Annotated in this window: 13 protein-coding genes and 1 tRNA gene; 12 read left to right on the top strand and 2 right to left on the bottom strand. The window is 36.8% G+C overall.

Features of this window, described 5'->3' with window-relative positions; all coding sequences use genetic code 11:
• Positions 1 to 122 precede the first annotated feature (122 nt).
• From metG to trmB, 9 genes are all read left to right on the top strand, one after another.
• On the top strand, positions 123 to 2,087 hold the full coding sequence (gene metG / locus PATL70BA_RS08415) for a methionine--tRNA ligase (RefSeq protein WP_125136954.1): 1,965 nt from the start codon (positions 123 to 125) through the stop codon (positions 2,085 to 2,087).
• A gap of 16 nt (positions 2,088 to 2,103) precedes the next feature.
• The gene (locus tag PATL70BA_RS08410) at positions 2,104 to 2,889 is read left to right on the top strand and encodes a TatD family hydrolase (protein WP_125136953.1); all 786 of its coding nucleotides are present in this window, start codon (positions 2,104 to 2,106) and stop codon (positions 2,887 to 2,889) included.
• Between the two features lie 171 nt (positions 2,890 to 3,060).
• Positions 3,061 to 3,972: a DUF3881 family protein gene (locus tag PATL70BA_RS08405; RefSeq protein WP_172596176.1), complete on the top strand. Its 912-nt coding sequence runs from the start codon at positions 3,061 to 3,063 to the stop codon at positions 3,970 to 3,972.
• A gap of 124 nt (positions 3,973 to 4,096) precedes the next feature.
• A tRNA-Arg gene (locus PATL70BA_RS08400) sits at positions 4,097 to 4,170 on the top strand.
• 81 nt (positions 4,171 to 4,251) lie between these two features.
• Positions 4,252 to 5,946: a M3 family oligoendopeptidase gene (locus PATL70BA_RS08395; protein WP_125136951.1), complete on the top strand. Its 1,695-nt coding sequence runs from the start codon at positions 4,252 to 4,254 to the stop codon at positions 5,944 to 5,946.
• Between the two features lie 683 nt (positions 5,947 to 6,629).
• Positions 6,630 to 8,501 carry a DUF4914 family protein gene (locus PATL70BA_RS08390; RefSeq protein WP_125136950.1) on the top strand — a complete coding sequence of 624 codons (1,872 nt, stop codon included), beginning with the start codon at positions 6,630 to 6,632 and terminating at the stop codon, positions 8,499 to 8,501.
• Positions 8,502 to 8,651: 150 nt separating this feature from the next.
• Entirely contained in the window at positions 8,652 to 9,350 is a 699-nt protein-coding gene (gene sfsA, locus PATL70BA_RS08385) for a DNA/RNA nuclease SfsA (RefSeq protein WP_125136949.1), read from the top strand.
• An 11-nt stretch (positions 9,351 to 9,361) separates the two neighbouring features.
• A complete protein-coding gene (locus PATL70BA_RS08380) occupies positions 9,362 to 11,554 on the top strand; it encodes an alpha-galactosidase (RefSeq protein WP_125136948.1) in 2,193 nt (730 codons plus the stop codon).
• Between the two features lie 752 nt (positions 11,555 to 12,306).
• Positions 12,307 to 12,954 carry a tRNA (guanosine(46)-N7)-methyltransferase TrmB gene (trmB, locus tag PATL70BA_RS08375; RefSeq protein WP_125136947.1) on the top strand — a complete coding sequence of 216 codons (648 nt, stop codon included), beginning with the start codon at positions 12,307 to 12,309 and terminating at the stop codon, positions 12,952 to 12,954.
• Between the two features lie 29 nt (positions 12,955 to 12,983).
• Here the strand turns inward: trmB and PATL70BA_RS08370 are convergent, their stop codons facing one another.
• The gene (locus PATL70BA_RS08370) at positions 12,984 to 14,027 is read right to left on the bottom strand and encodes a CPBP family intramembrane glutamic endopeptidase (RefSeq protein ID WP_125136946.1); all 1,044 of its coding nucleotides are present in this window, start codon (positions 14,025 to 14,027) and stop codon (positions 12,984 to 12,986) included.
• A gap of 170 nt (positions 14,028 to 14,197) precedes the next feature.
• On the opposite strand from PATL70BA_RS08370, the gene PATL70BA_RS08365 reads away from it, so the two are divergent.
• From PATL70BA_RS08365 to PATL70BA_RS08355, 3 genes are all read left to right on the top strand, one after another.
• Entirely contained in the window at positions 14,198 to 15,784 is a 1,587-nt protein-coding gene (locus PATL70BA_RS08365) for a transglutaminase domain-containing protein (protein WP_125136945.1), read from the top strand.
• 166 nt (positions 15,785 to 15,950) lie between these two features.
• Complete coding sequence (gene trxA, locus PATL70BA_RS08360) at positions 15,951 to 16,268, top strand: thioredoxin (RefSeq protein WP_125136944.1); 318 nt, start codon at positions 15,951 to 15,953, stop codon at positions 16,266 to 16,268.
• A 157-nt stretch (positions 16,269 to 16,425) separates the two neighbouring features.
• Positions 16,426 to 17,481 (top strand): glycosyltransferase family protein, encoded by a 1,056-nt coding sequence (locus tag PATL70BA_RS08355; RefSeq protein WP_125136943.1) that lies wholly within the window; start codon positions 16,426 to 16,428, stop codon positions 17,479 to 17,481.
• Positions 17,482 to 17,558: 77 nt separating this feature from the next.
• Here PATL70BA_RS08355 and PATL70BA_RS08350 read toward each other — a convergent pair whose 3' ends face one another.
• The gene (locus tag PATL70BA_RS08350; protein WP_125136942.1) at positions 17,559 to 18,770 is read right to left on the bottom strand and encodes an AI-2E family transporter; all 1,212 of its coding nucleotides are present in this window, start codon (positions 18,768 to 18,770) and stop codon (positions 17,559 to 17,561) included.
• Between the last annotated feature and the right edge of the window lie 61 nt (positions 18,771 to 18,831).

Raw genomic sequence — 18,831 nt, 5'->3', positions numbered from 1 at the left:
GGGCTTTGAAACCTTGCTTTTTAGAGTCGTTACATATATAATGGGGATAGAAAAATGACATGTTAAAACTTAGATATGATGTATTAATCATGTGTCATTTAATAAATATTGGAGGAACCTTGATGAGCCAGAAAACATACTATATCACAACGGCTATAGCATATACGTCCAAAACACCCCATATAGGCAATACATATGAGGCGGTTCTAACAGATGCCATTGCCAGATTTAAAAGGCTAGAAGGCTATGATGTCTTCTTTATGACCGGTACCGATGAGCATGGTCAGAAAATACAACTGCAAGCACAAGAAGAAGGTATAACACCCCAGGCCCATGTGGATAAAATCGCAGGAGAAGTTAGACATATATGGGATTTTATGAACACGAGTTATGATAAGTTCATACGAACAACAGATGAAGAACATGAGAAAACCGTTCAGAAGATCTTCAAAAGACTTTATGACCAAGGGGATATCTACAAAGGCAGTTACGAAGGCTGGTATTGTACACCTTGTGAATCCTTCTTCACGGAGTCACAACTTGAAGAAAATGTCTGTCCGGACTGTGGCAGACCGGTAGAAAGAACCAGTGAAGAAGCTTATTTTCTAAAACTTAGCAAATATGAAAAACGATTGATGGATCATATTGAGAGCCATCCTGAATTTATACAGCCTGAATCCCGTAAAAATGAAATGGTTAATAATTTCTTAAAAAGCGGTCTTCAGGACCTTTGTGTTTCAAGAACATCTTTTGATTGGGGCGTTCCTGTGACTTTCGATGAAGGCCATGTCATTTATGTTTGGATTGATGCACTTAGCAATTATATCACAGGACTAAACTATAATCCTGAAGGCGAAAGTGGTTTATTATTCAATAAATACTGGCCGGCGGATGTGCACATCATCGGAAAAGACATACTTAGATTCCATACAATCTATTGGCCGATCATGTTGATGGCCCTTAATGTACCACTACCTAAGCAAGTTTTTGGACACCCTTGGCTAATGGTGGGTCAAGATAAAATGTCCAAATCCTTAGGTAATGTTGTCTACGCTGAAGAACTTGTTAAGCATTTTGGTGTGGATGCGGTGCGTTATTTTGTGTTGCATGAAATGCCATTTGCTCAAGATGGTACACTAACTTATGAGCTTCTCATTGCCAGAACGAATTCGGATCTTGCTAATATTTTAGGGAATCTGGTCAATAGAACCGTCGCTATGGTAACGAAATACTTTGATGGTGTTATTCAACCGCCTTCAAAAGCAGAAGCTATCGACCATGAACTCACGGATCTGGCTCTAAAAACACCTGGTAAAGTGGCGGAGAAGATGGATCAGCTAAAAGTCGCTGAAGCCATGGATGCCATCTGGACCTTGCTTAGAAGAAGCAATAAATACATCGATGAAACCTGTCCTTGGATTCTCGCAAAAGATGAAGCACAAAAAGAGCGTCTTGGTACGGTTCTTTATAACCTACTTGAAAGCATTCGAATCTCAGCAGTTTTATTGTCTGCTTTCATGCCCGAAACGGCATCGAAAATATTAGATCAGATTAACGCATCCAATAAAGATTGGGATTCTATTCAGACATTTGTAGGAACAGTGGTGGGTGAACATGTAGGTGTTGCGGAAGTTTTGTTTGCCAGAATTGATGAAAAACAAAAACTTATAGAAATCAATCCTGCTCTAGCAGAAGAACTAGATGATAAGCCTAAGAAACAAAAACAACAGAAGAAAAAAGAGAAGCCACCAGTTGTAGTAGAAGAAATCGGTATTGATGATTTTGCAAAAGTGGTTATGAAGATTGGTGAAGTCATTGCATGTGAGAAGCATCCGGATGCCAATAAGTTATTGGTCTCACAGATAAAAATCGGTGAAGAAGTCAGACAGATTGTATCCGGAATAGCAAATGCTTATGAACCGGCACAAATGATTGGGAAGAAGCTGATTGTCGTGACAAACCTTAAGCCCGTTAATTTAAGAGGCGTTTTATCAGAAGGCATGATACTTGCAGCAAGTGATCAAGAAGGAAACCTTAAGCTTGGTACTGTTGATGGTGATATAGCCTCCGGTAGCGAAGTGAGGTAGAAGAGGAAGTGATTCCATGATATTTGAAAGTCATGCCCATTATGATGATAAAAGCTTTTCGGAGGATCGGGAAGCTATATTAAAAAAAGTAAAAGAAACAGGTGTAGGTATCATCATCAACACTGCTTCGAGTATGAAGAGTTCAAGGCAATCCCTTGAACTTGCCAAAATGCATTCGAGCATCTACACGTCAATAGGTGTACATCCTCATGATGTACAAACCATGAAAGAACATGATCTCGAGTTGCTTCTGGCTATGTCTGTATATGAGAAGGTTGTAGCCATCGGTGAGATTGGTTTAGACTATCATTATGATACAGTACCCCATGAGGTGCAGAAGTTGTGGTTTAGACATCAAATCAAGTTGGCTGTAGATCTTGATTTGCCTATGATTATTCATAGCCGCGAGGCTTCTAAAGACACCTATGATGTATTATTTGAAAATAAAGGTCATAAGGTAGGCGGGGTCATCCATTGTTTCAGTGGTAGTGTAGAAACAGCACTTCGTTATGTGAAGCTGGGTTATTATATAGGTATTGGTGGTGTTATTACTTTTAAGAATGCTAAGAAATTAGTCGAGGTAGTACGTGAGGTTCCGATTGAAAACCTATTGGTAGAAACGGATGCACCTTATCTTGCTCCCATGCCTTTTAGGGGGCAAAGAAATGATTCCAGCATGCTACCTTATATCATAGAAGAGATTGCAAAAATCAAAGGACTTACCACAGAAGAAGTCACTCAAGCGACTTGGGATAATGGTATTAAGCTGTTTAGACTTCAAGCAATAAGTTCACAAACCTAAAAGAAGACAAAAGATTAGAGTTTTAAGAATACCTAAACGTTACAAGCGTTTTTATAAAGATGGCTTGTAACGTTTTATGATGTTTTCATTTATGCATAGCCTTCAAAAGTATAGACAAAAAATAGGGTTAGTGCTATAGTGTTTTTACACAAGATGAGAATGAGGCATGTTTTGTTGATAGAAAAAGGTGATAATATGATTCTTTATATAAGAGCGCTTGGCTTTACTGAATTTGATACTAAGGATAAGGCGGAAGGTATGGTCGCTGAAACCATTAAAGATCCAACAGAAAAATTTGTTTGGGAGTCTGAATCCGGCATCCTAAATGTAGAATATTATAAAAGTTATGGCGATGATTTTGGCCTAATGGTGAGAGGCAGTATTGAAGAAAATAAGGCATTAAATGTGCATGCTTTGCTTCCCTATGCTCAAGGGAGATTTTTGACCAATACCCATGAAGTGGATGTTATAAAACTGAATCGACAAGATGTATACCATGGTTTTTGCGAAGAAATTAAGTCGGGAACACCGATATCCTTTTTTGTCCAAAACCTGGTTGAATATAAAATGGCTGAGAAACATGACCATATCTATGTGAATGGTATCCATCTGGTTGTATATTGTACTGAAGGCACAGTTATTCTACCTATAGAGAAAGACGATACAGATCTACTCCTTGAAAAAGAAGAAGAGATGATCCGTGAAGAACTCTTGGAACAAGCAAGAAAAGGCGATGAAGAAGCCATGACCATATTGGATGAGGAAGCCACAGAAGCCACAGAAATCTTACAAGAAAGGCTTCAAAACGAAGACATATTAACAGTACTTGAAGGCTTTTTTGTTCCAGTCGGTGATCATGATGACATATATTCGTTGCTAGGCGATATTGAGGATATTGGTGTTTTTCATAATAATAATACCAATGAGGAAATTTTTAGATTAAAAATTCGTTGCATGTCTATTTCGTTAGACGTCTTTATTAACAGTAAAGATATGATTGGTTATCCTACACTTGGGATGCGTTTTAAAGGTTCGGGATGGGTTCATGGTAAGATTGAATTTGATTTTGATAAGAAGCTATAGTAGAGGATACATACTTAGGGATACCAAGTTATAGCTGAAACCACTTGTCTTTTATCTATGAATTTAGTATAATCTCATAGTATGTTCCCTTATAAGGCATAGATTATATTAGATTTATAAATATGTTTCTGTAGCTCAGTAGGATAGAGCACTCGCCTCCTAAGCGAGGGGCCGTGGGTTCGAATCCCGCCAGGAACATTGTAAAGCACTTTTTTATCACTTATATCGTGATATAAAGGTGCTTTTTTATGATATAATAAGAAGAAAATGAGGTGTAATATGAATTTTAATGATTATGAATATAAGAGAATAGATCTTGATGAAGTTAATATAGCGATGGAAAAGCAATTTGCTATCATGGAAGAGGCTACTTCTATAGAGGCACTGGATTTGGCCATAAAAGAAATTTATAGGATACGTAATGAAGTTGAGACCATGAGTACTTTAGCCAGTATTCGATTCTCCATTAACATGAAAGATGAATTCTATAAAGCAGAAAATGAATATCAAAACAACGCAAGCCCAATTATGGAAGGCATCGTTCATAAATTTTATCAAAAGCTGGTTCACTCACCTATGCAAGAGGAAATCAAAGCCCATTATGGCGAACATCTGATGAATCTGGCTACTTTAGCGGTTAAGACTTTTTCAGATACTATTATTGAAGACTTACAAGAAGAAAACCGATTAATTACAAGTTACAGCATGCTTGTAGGTAATGCTAAGATTGAATTTAGAGGCAAAGATTACAATCTGTCCACCATGACGCCTTTTATCAGTGATTATGATAGAGCTACCCGTATCGAAGCGCAAAAAGCAGTTACTCGCTTTTTTGAAGATCACGAAGCAGAGTTTGATGATATTTACGATAAGTTGGTAAAGCTAAGACACAAAATAGCGGTTAAGCTCGGCTATGAGAATTATATCCAGTTTGGTTACGATAAACTTCAGCGTACGGACTATGGACCGGATGATGTGAAAAAATTTCGTGAGCAGGTTTATGAGTATATTACACCACTAAGACTTGAGCTTAAGAAAAAGCAAGCCAAACGTATTGGCCTAGATCACCTCTATTACTATGACGCGCCACTGTATTTTAACACAGGCAACCCTAAACCGGCAGGCGATGAAGCCTACATGGTAGAAGAAGCAGGAAAAATGTACCGTGAATTATCACCTCAGACCCATGATTTCTTTAAGTATATGATGGGAAATAACCTTATGGATTTGGCCAGTCGTGACGGAAAAAGACCAGGCGGCTATTGTACATATATGTCGGATTATCAAGCACCCTATATATTTGCTAATTTTAATGGTACAGATCATGATGTGGTGGTCTTGACCCACGAAGCCGGTCATGCTTTTCAAGTGTACCAAAGTCGAGGCTACGAAGTCAGTGAGTATCAATTCCCTACGTTAGAGGCATGCGAGATTCACTCTATGAGTATGGAGTACTTAACTTATCCATGGATGGAGCGCTTTTTTGGAGAGGATTATGAGAAATTTATCTACGATCATTCAAGTAAACCTATAGAATTTATACCTTATGGTGTTGCCGTTGATGAGTTTCAACACTGGGTCTATGAATATCCGCAAGCAACACCGGAACAAAGAAAGCAAAAATGGTTAGAGATTGATAACAAATACAGACCCGAGATCGACTATGATGACAATGACTTTCTAAGGCGTGGTGGTTACTGGTTTAGACAAGGGCACATCTTTAGAGTACCCTTCTACTATATAGACTATACTTTGGCTTTGATTTGTGCCGTACAGTTTCATGTAAAATCAACCCAAGACTCAAAAAAAGCATGGGAGGATTACCTGAATCTATGTAATCAAGGCGGTAGCAAGTCTTTCTTAAGATTACTTGAGTCTGCAGAACTGGATAATCCCTTTCATGAAGGCACTGTCCAAAAAGTAATCGATAAAGTATGGGCACTACTAAATCAGATAGACGATACAAATTTATAATAAGGTCAAAGAGGATATTCCTAAAATATGAAGCATAGAATTTGAATGGTTGCAAAACGGATACCATTTAATAGGAAGAGAGTCGATTAGTAAACCCATTAACCCAGTATGAAAACTTGGTTAGTGGGTTTGTTTTTGACAAAGATGCAAAGAAGAAGTAAATTCACTTGCAAAACAAGGTTGATTGTGCTATTATTTTAGATGAATACAATAATATATAAAGCCAGATAGTTAATTAATTAACTATAGATACAAGCAAAAGGTTAGTATGTTTTTGCTATAAGTTGGCGATATAATGAGTTTTTTTTAGAAAAAGTATACATTAAAAATTCGATACATCAAGAGAACAACCGGAATAAAGACTATGAATTCCTCTATAACTTATAAATTATTACTAGAGGCAAATAATACGAAAAATGAATTTTAATTTTATAAAACTTGCAAAAACGGAGAATGCAATAATTCTAATAATTGATATGACAGGTTGTAAGGTTGCCACTTAGTCAGACGCAAATAGTTTGACAGGGGCTTTTTTTCTATAAACAATGAACCAAAACTGATTTGGGTAACATTCAGGATGATTTAGATCAGACCTGTAAATATATAACATGCTGTAGAGAACAAAAATATATGATGCAATGGAAGTGGTATTAGACCACAACACATTATTCAAGGAGGATTATATGAGTAAAAACGTATTGTCAAAGTTTAGATTTGATGCAAACGCAGCGGATATAGTTGCAAACGCAAAATCAGTAACGGTCCCTGAAAGCCGAGCCCATATACTTGATATGGCGACTGGGAATGGTCAACAGATTTTCAAGGTAAATTATGAAGTCGAAGGATTAGGGCTTGTTGAAGAAGTTGAAGTTGTACGTTGTAAAAATGGTGTATCCGTAAACTATGTGGAATCCTATATGCGAAGAAGAGATCCTAATTGCATGTACATAGGTGATGACCTACCGACTGACAAATTAACATACAAAGAGAAATTCGGTGAAAGCTTCGAAGGGGTAAGAAAAGAAACCTTTGAATGGCTGAAGACCCAAGACTTGATTGTGTTACCTTTTATTTCAGGGGATGCCAAGCATGGTGGTTATGAGTCTATCCTTATTGGACCTAAAAATGCAGCTTTCTTTACCGGTGGTTTAGCGGACCTTCAAGGCTTTATACCGGCTGATGAATTACGTGAAGGATTTGAACCTAAGGCAGTGATTTATCTTGCGCCTGTATTTAGGCACACACATTATGATGGCAAACAAGTTGTTGTACATAACCGTTTGGATAACCTTCATGAAGTTTATTCTTTTAACCTATATCCTGGACCAAGTGCTAAAAAAGGTGTTTATGGTATCTTGTTATCAATTGGTGAGAAGGAAGGTTGGATTACAGCTCATGCTTCAACGGTTCGCGTTACCACACCTTATGACAACTCTGTAGTGATTATGCATGAAGGTGCCAGCGGTGGTGGTAAATCAGAGATGATCGAGGAAGTGCATCGTGAGTCAGATGGTAGTGTTTTACTCGGCGTTGATCTTATAACGGAAGACAGTTTATACCTTGAACTTGGTGATACATGTGAATTGCATCCAGTTACGGATGACATGGCGTTATGTCACCCCTCCTACCAAAACGGTAGTAAGCTTGTGGTAACAGATGCTGAAGCCGGTTGGTTTTTAAGATTTGACCATATTAAAGAATATGGTACTTCTATTGAACATGAGAAACTAACCATACATCCACCAGAACCATTGATTTTCCTTAATATGGATGGTGCTCCGGACTCTACTATATTAATATGGGAACATAAAATGGATGCACCTGGGGTACCTTGTCCAAATCCAAGGGTAATTATGCCAAGACATTTTGTTCCAGACGTTATTTCTGACCCTGTTGAGGTAGATGTTCGTTCCTTTGGTGTTCGTATGCCCCCTCTTACAAAAGATAAAATCACTTATGGTATTGTTGGTATGTTACATATATTACCACCGGCCCTTGCTTGGTTGTGGCGACTTGTGGCACCTAGAGGCCATGCGAATCCAAGTATTGTAGATACAGGTGGTATGAGTAGCGAAGGTGTTGGTTCTTACTGGCCTTTTGCAACAGGCAAAATGGTTACACAAGCGAATCTCTTGTTAGAACAGATTCAAAATACACCGAACACAAAATATGTTTTAATCCCAAATCAACATATTGGTTCATTTAAGGTAGGCTTTATTGCAGAATGGTTGGATCGGGAGTACCTAGCAAGAAAGGGTAGTGCCAAATTCCGACCAGATCAATTGGTAGAATCAAGATGCTCAACCCTTGGTTATTCACCAAAATCACTTAGAATAGATGGTCATAATATTCCCAAAGGTTTATTGCGCACAAATCATCAAGTTAACATCGGAGATGAAGCTTATGATGCCGGTGCAAAGCTTCTTACAGACTTCTTCAAACGAGAACTTGTAAAGTTCAACACAGAAGAGTTAAACCCACTAGGTAGACAAATTATTGATGCCTATATGCGTGATGCAACAGTTGAAGAGTTTGCAGCACTTATGCCAATGTAATAAACCATTAAAATATTAAATTATTTTAGGAAGCTACAGCCTCAAGGTTTGTAGCTTCCTTTGTTATATTAGAAAGCGCAAAACGAGGCAGTTGACAAAAGAAGGCCATATGCTATATTTATTATAGCGCTGTAAAGAAAGGTTAAAATAATGAGATACAAAAACATTGTAGAAGGCATATTTGTCAAACGTTTAAATCGCTTCATTGCGAAAGTATTTATAGATGGTAAGTCTGAAGAGGTACATGTAAAAAACACAGGACGCTGTCAGGAATTATTTATAGAAGGTGTCAAAGTCTATCTTGAAAAAAGTGACAACCCTAACAGAAAAACCAGGTATTCATTGATTGGTATCTATAAAGGTGATGTCTTGGTGAATATTGATTCTCAAGTACCAAATCAAGTCATCTATGAAGCGCTCATTGCCGGAGAAATCAGGGAAATTGGACAAGTTTCCCACGCCAGTCGAGAAGTGACCTATGGTACATCCAGATTTGATATTTACTATGAAAAAGGTTTGGAAAAGGGTTTTATTGAAGTGAAAGGGGTAACTTTGGAAGAGGCAGGCTTAGCTCTTTTTCCGGATGCACCTACCATAAGAGGCACCAAACATATTAATGAATTAGTAAAAGGTATGAAAGAAGGCTATAAAAATTATGTATGTTTCTTGATTCAGATAGAACATATTCACAGTTTTAGGCCTCATCATGAGCGAGATAGGGCATTTGCGGATAGTTTATATCAAGCCATCGATACAGGACTTGGCGTTTTAGTATACAACAGTAAGTTGGGCAGAGATACCATAGAACTTGGCGGTTCTGGTTTATTATTAAATCAAACATATAAATAGGAGGGTAAGAAATGGGTATAGAATTCAAACAAGATAGAAAACGATTTCATCTTAGCACGAAAAATACGAGCTATATGATGGAAGTAGTCTTAGATCGCCACTTGGTTCATGGCTACTGGGGCAAAAGGATTCATACACCGGATCTTGAGTGCTTAGTAGATTTATATGAGGTGTGTAGCTTCTCGCCAAATCCGGAAAAAAACCACAAATATATTTCTTTTGACACTATGCCAAGAGAGTATCCGGATTATGGTCGCTCAGACTATCAAAGTCCGGCTTTTGAAGTCAGAGTGGAAGATGGCAATCACTTATGTGCACCGGTTTATAAATCTCATAGAATCTATAAAGGTAAACCATTCATTGAAGGCTTACCATCTTTATATGCAAACAAAGGCGATGAGGTTGATACACTCGAAATTACGCTTATGGATGATCTAATAGGGCTTGGAATAGTCCTACATTATTCAGTGTATGCGGACTATGATGTTATAACACGCCGCGTCACGTTTGTAAATGAGGGGAAGCGCAAGATACAGTTGGAAAAAAGCCTAAGCTGTAGTGTAGATTTTTATCAGGATCAAGAATTTGAATTGATGCATCTTTATGGTGGATGGGCTAAAGAACGTCATATATCAAGGATTCCTATTGGTCACAGTACCCATGTGATTGACAGTAAGAGAGGCGCAAGTTCTCATGAACAGAACCCGTTCATAGCCCTTCTTAGACCGGATACAACCGAGCATGTGGGTGAAGTATATGCCATGAACCTGATTTATAGTGGTTCTTTCATGTCTGAAGTATCTGTAAATAGTTATGAAGGAACACGAATGCAGATGGGTCTAAATACCATTGATTTTGAATGGGATTTAGGACCAAATACATCCTTTGATACACCTGAAGTGGTGATGGTCTATTCTGATAAAGGACTAAACGGAATGTCAAAAATATTCCACAACATATATAAGGACAGGCTTTGTAGAGGTAAGTGGCAACATCAAGTGCGTCCAATACTTATTAATAATTGGGAAGCTACTTACTTTGATTTTGATGAACAAAAAATCAAGAAACTTATTGATGAGAGTGCAGGGCTTGGTATCGAATTAATGGTACTTGACGATGGCTGGTTTGGTAAAAGAGATTCAGACAGTTCAGGACTGGGAGATTGGTTTGTTAACAAAGAAAAGTTGCCAAGCGGCTTGAAAGTTTTAGCGGATTATGCGAATAGTAAAGGTATGGATTTTGGTTTGTGGTTTGAACCTGAGATGGTGTCACCGGACAGTGCGCTTTATAGGAAGCATCCGGATTGGTGTCTTCATATACCTAATCGGGAGCGTTCAGAAGCTAGAAACCAGCTCGTATTAGATATGGGTCGAGAGGATGTAAGGAATTATCTGTATCTTGCTTTGGAAAAAATACTTGAAAGTGCACCTATTGGCTATGTTAAGTGGGATATGAACCGAAATATGACAGAAGTAGGTTCAGCCATCTTGCAAAGTAACCATCAAAAGGAGACCAGTCACCGATATATACTTGGATTATATGACTTATTAGATAGAATAACAAAAGCATTTCCGGATGTACTTTTTGAAAGTTGCTCGGGAGGTGGAGGACGTTTTGACCCAGGGATGCTTTACTATATGCCTCAAACATGGACAAGTGATGATACAGATAGTTTTGAGCGACTTAAGATTCAATGGGGGACATCTATGCTTTATCCACCAATTACCATGGGCGCGCATGTCTCAGAAGTACCGAACCATCAGGTTATGCGCAAAACGCCTCTTCATACGAGAGCATATGTAGCAATGGCTGCTAATCTGGGATTTGAGTTGGATTTGACAAAGTTAAGTACGGAAGAAAAAGGTGCTGTAAAAAATTATATAGACCGATACAAGTTAATCCGAGAAACTGTGCAGTTCGGTGATTTTTACAGACTCATGAGCCCATATGAGACCAATGGGACCGCATGGATGTTCATATCCAAAGAGCGAAATCAGGTTGTCTTATTTTATTACAGACATCTGGCTAAGCCGAATCATATAGAACCTAAGATCAAGCTTTGTTATCTTGACCCGAAAGGGCTCTACCGAATGGAAGATGGACAACAGCTTTATGGCGACACATTGATGCACTATGGTCTTCGGTTGCCAACGATGACTGGGGATTTTGATAGTGTGATGATAATTCTCGAAAAGGTGATTTGATTTCTTGGAAGCATTCGAAGCGATACACTATTGATTGAAGTTCAATTAAAAGTTCTATCAATTCTTTAATCCTATAAAAATTTTTAGAATTCTTTCATACTTTTTTTATAAATTGCTCATATTACGCACATAATTAGTTGGTATAGTAAGAGTACCCCTTATTCACATCCATTTGATGTGAAACCCTTCATATTTTACTCCCTCATACAATATAGTAGAGAATAGGATCTGTTCAGTAGAACAGATCTTATTTGTTGTATCATTGGTTAAAGTGTCAAAACTATATAGTTGCACTTTTACATACAATATATAGTTTCTGAGTGTACCAACGTAATCTATATGGTGTATATAAATTTTAATGCGTTGAAGCATCGCATTAACTATCAAGAAAGTTTCCTTTCGAACCGTTCAGAAATATGAGCAGAGCTCATAACGAAGCAAAGCTTCTTTTCTTGTGGAAATAGCAGTTAAGTTGTGAATATTTCAATAATACACAGAAAAGATATACTGAATTCATAATTTAGACATATTTATTTGCTATGATGAAACAGTAATAACTATCCCCCCTTTTATTATATAATATGCTTAGTCCTACCCAGCGTGAAGTAATATTCTACTGCGGTAGGGTATTTTTTGCATTTTTTTAGATACGATGATAAAATGCTAAGGAAGAAAGAATAAAATGTTGCTTTAGGTATGCAAATGTTCATAGCAGGAAAGATCCTAGAGTTAAAATATAAAGGAGCGACAAAATGAGACTTCGAAATGTAAAAAGAGCTTTTAATCGAATTAATGATTATGAAAAACTTATTGCAAACCCAATGGAATATAAAGGCAGATGGCATACCTATTTTAATAACGATAATCCCATACACATTGAGATTGGTATGGGAAGGGGACGCTTCTTAATTGATAAAGCAAAAAAGAACCCAACAATCAATTATATTGGATTTGAAAAATTTACAGTTGTATTGGTAAAAAGCTTGGAAAAAATTAAAGAAGAAGGGCAGATGGACAATCTATGTGTTGTTCGGTATGATGCTCAAGATATTTTAGAGCTTTTTGATGAAAATGAGGTTGCAAAAGTATATTTGAATTTTTCTGATCCATGGCCAAAAGAACGGCACTATAAAAGAAGATTAACTTATAGAGATTTCTTGAATAAATACAAGATTATTCTGAAGCCTGAAGGTTTATTATGCTTCAAAACGGATAACGAAGCACTTTTTGATTTTTCTTTGGAAGAAATGAACACGCTTGATATGCACATTCTAAGAGAAACAAGAAACCTTCATGCCAGTCCATGGGTTCAAGATAATATCATGACAGAATATGAAGAGAAATTCACCAAAGAAGGTATGACCATCAATATGGTGGAAGCACGTTATAGTTCACAATAAGATGCTTGGTTTTGACCCTATAACCATGTTTAATTTAAAAATTCTAAAATTAGAGAAAAGACAATAAAAATGGCAATGGTAATGAGCAGTGGCGGCGTGAAGATGGATTGTTTTTCCTCTAGAACCAAAGACGTTACGGTTTCGGGTTGTTCTAGTGCTTCTTTAATATTGTCTTGAAAATCATGATCTGCAGAAGATGTGCGATTGAGCCCCATAAAAACTTCTGTTGGAAGTTTGAAGCTACCTTTAAATACTTTACTATTTCTTTTGAGTAGTGAACGCATAAGTAGGAAAGCAATTGGTATGAAGAATAATGCATATATGAGAAGACCAATTAGCATTATGGCTAATTGAGCATTTGTAGGATCTGTGTTGGCCGCAATCTCACCCATCAAGAGCTCATTGTCAGAAAAAGCCTTTATAACCAAATTAGAAACGTATAGCATGGTTGTGCTTGTAGCATTGATCGTAAAGTGGATGATCATAGCACTGTAGATGGACTCAGTAATTAAAACAACGTAGCACATAAGAGCGCCCATTACAAAAGCATATAGAAATTGATTAATATTAAGGTGGATAAACCCAAAAAACAAACCACTGATTATACAAGTCACAAGAACGGTTTCTTTTCTATAATTACTAATGATCAGTGAGCGCGTTAAGAGTTCCTCGAAAATGGCCGGAAAAACAGACGTCAAAAGGATAACAAACAGATATGGATAATCCAAAACAGCAAGTAAGGCATCTTGAATCTGGTTGCGAACAAAAAATTGTGAAAGAACATTAATAACACTGAGAGAAGGCATGATGCTCCAAGCTATACCAATACAAATCAAGGCATCGAGTGGTCGGATTTTATGTAAGTGCAAGGTGGGTTTTACAGGGGATTTTGTGACAATCATGTAGGTGACTACAGATAAAGCTACAAAACCAAGCTGAGAAATCAAAATACTAGAGATAAAATTAACTTCCAACTGAAGTACACTCATCATTGTCCCTAGAGTAAGGTTGCCTAATATAAAATACGTAATGGTAATCATTTGGAACAAGTTGCCACGTTTAACGGAAAACATAAGTTACCTCCGGATGTCTTATAGATTATGCATCTATCATAACATAACTCTAAATCAGATGGTATAAAAAAGATATACCAATGACTCTAGTTGTGAAACCAAACTTTACATAAGATAGATAGTGAATTATAATAGAGTCATTATGATGCGCTATTTGGAGGGTATAGATTATGAAAAGACTAATAGGTTTAATAGCTGTTCTTGCACTATGCCTTAATGTGTCTGCCAATTCTGCTTTCGGGGGAGAAGTCTTGAGCCCTCAAGCAGAGTACCTAAGTGCAATAGGTCTGCTTAAGGGAACCGGACAAGACTATGGTCTGAATCAATCATTGACCCGTCAGGAAGCAGCGGTCATGATCGTCAGGCTAAAAGGTGACGAAGAATTGGTCATGTCGACAGATTTTAACCACCCTTTTGAAGATGTATCACCATGGGCAACCTCTTATGTGGGTTATTTATACAATTATGGATTGACCTTGGGTATATCATCTACAGAATTTGGTGCTCTGGAAGAAGTAACGCGGGAGCAATATGTGACACTTTTATTAAGAGCATTGGCTTACGATGATTCTGCAGGTGATTTCACATGGTCAAGCAGCCTGAACAAAGCAAAAGAAATCGGAATCCTTTCGTCATCAGTGCCGAGGACGACTTTCACAAGGCGTGAGATGGTCAGTCTAACTTACAACGCTCTATTATGTAAAGTCAAAGCACAAAACACAACATTACTGAATCAACTTCAAATCAAAAAAGCGGTTCCAAATACTATCGATAAAGCCGATGAAATTATGAGACTTGAGTTTTTAAATATTCAGAACATGCCTGTATCTTATAGGGCTTTGGTGCAGAATGTTGAGAAAATGATTTATGATATGGAAGAAACCCGAACCTTTGATATGGCATTAATAAGTCATGTAGATGTGAGTGAACTTATAGAAGATGCAAAGGTCACTATGAACCAAGTTCCCATGTATTCGTCTGTAATCAACTCTTATAAGATTACACGAAGAAGCAATACTTTGGTAATATCATTTGATTATACAATTACAAAATCAGAACTTGAAATGGCAAAACTGAAAGCCAAAGAAGTGGTGGGGCAGATGATTACATCTGATATGGGGGAGTTTGAAAAAGAGTTGGTTATACATGATTACATCGTTCATCATGTGGCTTATGATCAATCCAAAGTACTAGATGACGCCGTGTTCACCATATATGGTGCCCTCATTGATGGTAAAGCGGTTTGCCATGGTTATGCAGAAGCCTTTCAATACATGGCTTATTTAGCAGGGCTTAATTCTAAGATTGTGTTTGGTACAGCAGAAGCAGATGGTGTGCGTATCGGCCATGCATGGAACATGATTGAACTTGATGGTAATTATTATCACGTAGATACGACTTGGAATGACCCGGTATCATCAGAAGGCATACAAAGTATAAGCTATGATTATTTTAATGTGACGGACCAAGATTTGATGGCAACCCATACTTGGAATATGTCTGAATATGAAAGAGGTACGGGTACACTTTACAACTACTATACATACCATAACCTTGAAGTCATAGGTACAGAGGGCTTAAGATCCTATCTTCAAAAAGAGTTCAATAAAGGCAGCAAAGAAATAACCATAAAAGTTAAGGGTGTTCAGATGACAATGGATATGCTTAAAAAGGTTCTAGCAAGATGCTATGGATATGGTAGCGTAAGCTATAATGTTAATCCATCGACCAACGTGGTTCATATTACAGTCCACTAGAAAAATGATAATTATTGGACATTTCAAGCAAACTAAGGTAAAGTAATAAGTAAGAGATGTACAATATGACAAAATATATCTTAACCATTGACTATATTTGGAAAACATAATATAATGATATTCAATAACTTAAGTGGTTAACAAGAAAAGAAATGGAGGCATTATTATGGCAATGACATTTACAGATTCAAATTTTGAAGCAGAAGTTCTTAAATCAGAGGTGCCAGTATTGGTAGATTTTTATGCAGATTGGTGTGGACCATGTAAGATGATGGCACCATCTATAGAGCAGCTTGCAACTGAATATGAAGGCAAGGTAAAAATTGGAAAACTTGATGTGGATACTAACGGTGTGACAGCACAGCACTATAGAGTCATGAGTATACCAACACTATTGATTTTCAAAGGTGGAGAAGTTGTAGACACCATTGTTGGTGCAGTACCTAAGAATCAAGTGGAAGCAAAAATTAACGCAGCAATGTAAAACCATCGAAGACGATCTTAATAGGGGTCGTCTTTTTTTGTTCTCTAGGAAAGACTTCCTTGATTGACCTTTGTCTATACAGGTGTTATAATCCCATGTAGAGTGGTGTATTATAAGAATACGCAGAAACATAGAAAGTAGATTTCGGAGGTAAATAATGAAAACGATTGCATATTATGTAACAGATAGTGGGTTTGGTCATATAACCAGATCAGCGGCTATAATTTCACATATAATTGAAAATAGTGATTACAATATCATATTGGCTTCTAACAAGATACAAAACGATCATGCAAAAATTGAGCTTAGAAAATATGAAAAACGGGTTTCTTTTATAAATGTTGAGACAGATGCTAATTCCAAATTCATTGAAAATTCTCATCAGGTTGATTTAGAAGGCACTACAGAAAACATTCGTACGTATACGAATAAATTCGAAGACCTAATTGAATACCAATATAATCTGTTAAAAGGTATGGAGATTGCCATGGTAATAACAGATATTAGTATATTAGGCATTATGGTGGCTAAGAAACTAAGAGTTAAAGTGGTAGGGATTTCAAATTATACATGGTACAATCGATTTAAAAACTTTGGGATTGAAGAGGACTTAATTGAGATTTACCGCAAATGGTATAATCAATTGGATATGCTATTCAGGTTCGAATTCTCGGATGATATGAGTGGAATTGATTGCCCAAAAGAAGATGTGGGTCTCGTTTGTAGAGAAGTAAGTCAAATGAGCAGTGGCGATTTTAAAAAGCGTTATTGGCCTGCAGTATACCTTTCAGTTGGTCAAGTAGAGAAGAAAAAGGAAAAGTTTGAGATTAATTTTCCATCAGGTACCATTTTTGCAACAGGTACCATAGAAGTTGAGGGTAATGTCCATGTGGTAAAATTACCAGCTAGATTGTCCCATACTCAAGATTACATAGCTGCGAGCTCATTTGCATTAATTAAAGGTGGATGGTCTTCTGTTGCAGAATGTCTTATATTGAATGTACCATTTGGCATACTCGATGAAGACGATACAGAGGACCGAGAACTTGTAGAGAAACTTTTCTCAAATAACTATGCTTTTAGAACTACGGAAGAAGAATTACGTAAATTTCATATCAAAGATATGAACATTAAAGCTGTTTCTGTCGATCGACCACATTATACTAACGATGCAGCTAATATTGCAAAAAAAATGCTTAGTTTTTTAGATTAAATGGCACATATATAAACAACCCTCTTATATCTTGATGATATAAAGAGGGTTGTTTTTTGAATACATACTTAGTGATTTTATAGTTTATAAGGATTGACATCAGCATCATTTAAGGATTCAATGAGAGCAATTTTTTTATTGTAGTTCCGATCAATAACATGATCGATAATATTTTTGAAAACGGCAAAAACAGGAACACCGACAAACATACCTACAAAGCCAAACATGCCCCCAAAAAGAATGATGGCAAAAATTACCCAAAAAGGTTCAAGACCTGTTGAGTCGCCTAGAATCTTTGGACCTAGTATATTACCGTCAAATTGTTGTAAGGCTAATATGATAATGGTAAACAAAATCACTTTTTCAGGAGAACCGATGAGGAGAAATAAGATACCGACGAAACCACCGATGAATGGACCGAAGTAGGGAATCATATTGGTTATACCGACAATAACACTGATTAATATAGGGTATGGAATTTTTGCAATTAGAAGTATAAAAAAACATAAAAGACCGATAATCAAGCTATCTAGTAATTTGCCAATAAAAAAACTTGAAAAGATACGATGGCTTTCTTTGAATGTCTTAAACGTTGCTTCATTGGAATTAGGCGGTATAATTGCTGTTATAAACCGTCCGGCACTCTTAAGATAGGCTTCCTTGTTATAGATTAAGTAAACAGCGATGATAAACCCAAAGAAAAGATTCATAACAACAGATGCAATATTCTTTGTAAAATTTAAAATCTCGGGCATGAATTGATTGAAAATATCGGTAATTTGCTCCAGTGTTTGAGGGATGTTTTCCGAAACGAAGGCACTTAAGATCTTGAAGTCAATGGAATAGTTTTCTGTTCCAAAGGAGAAGGATGCCGTTTTTGACCACTCAATGACAGAATCAATGTAACCAGGTAATTTGTCAGAGATATCTGCAAAACTTCTAAGAACTTGAGGCATTACAATGGCAAATAAAAACGTAATACTACCAATAACGATAAAATAGGAAAGTATAATGGACAGGACACGCCTGATTTTTAAAGATTTAATCATATGCCCTTTTAGCTTTATTCGATTTATCAATTGACTTTCTAAGAAATTGACCATCGGACTTATAAAAAAAGCAATCAGAAGAGCAAAAATGAAAGGGGACATTAGGCCAAGGATACTGCTAATAAAATCCATAGAGTCGTCCCATGAAAACACGATTTTATATACAAGAATACAAGCGAAAAAAACGAAGACGGTATAGATGGCAATTGTAGTATATTTTAGGTTATGATTAATCTTCAACAAGGAGCCTCCTTAAAAAGTGTTCTATTCTTCTCTAGGAAAGATTATTCTATAGTTAATG

It is taken from the genome of Petrocella atlantisensis, from assembly GCF_900538275.1.
GTDB classification, from domain to species: domain Bacteria; phylum Bacillota; class Clostridia; order Lachnospirales; family Vallitaleaceae; genus Petrocella; species Petrocella atlantisensis.
The sequence above is the reverse complement of the archived record's forward strand: the minus strand, read 5'-3'. Positions and strand labels throughout refer to the sequence as shown.

Coding starts and splice junctions, on each gene's coding strand:
- metG (WP_125136954.1), top strand. CDS start 123: ATGAGCCAGAAAACATACTATATCACAACGGCTATAGCATATACGTCC.
- PATL70BA_RS08410 (WP_125136953.1), top strand. CDS start 2,104: ATGATATTTGAAAGTCATGCCCATTATGATGATAAAAGCTTTTCGGAG.
- PATL70BA_RS08395 (WP_125136951.1), top strand. CDS start 4,252: ATGAATTTTAATGATTATGAATATAAGAGAATAGATCTTGATGAAGTT.
- PATL70BA_RS08390 (WP_125136950.1), top strand. CDS start 6,630: ATGAGTAAAAACGTATTGTCAAAGTTTAGATTTGATGCAAACGCAGCG.
- sfsA (WP_125136949.1), top strand. CDS start 8,652: ATGAGATACAAAAACATTGTAGAAGGCATATTTGTCAAACGTTTAAAT.
- PATL70BA_RS08380 (WP_125136948.1), top strand. CDS start 9,362: ATGGGTATAGAATTCAAACAAGATAGAAAACGATTTCATCTTAGCACG.
- trmB (WP_125136947.1), top strand. CDS start 12,307: ATGAGACTTCGAAATGTAAAAAGAGCTTTTAATCGAATTAATGATTAT.
- PATL70BA_RS08370 (WP_125136946.1), bottom strand. CDS start 14,027: ATGTTTTCCGTTAAACGTGGCAACTTGTTCCAAATGATTACCATTACG.
- PATL70BA_RS08365 (WP_125136945.1), top strand. CDS start 14,198: ATGAAAAGACTAATAGGTTTAATAGCTGTTCTTGCACTATGCCTTAAT.
- trxA (WP_125136944.1), top strand. CDS start 15,951: ATGGCAATGACATTTACAGATTCAAATTTTGAAGCAGAAGTTCTTAAA.
- PATL70BA_RS08355 (WP_125136943.1), top strand. CDS start 16,426: ATGAAAACGATTGCATATTATGTAACAGATAGTGGGTTTGGTCATATA.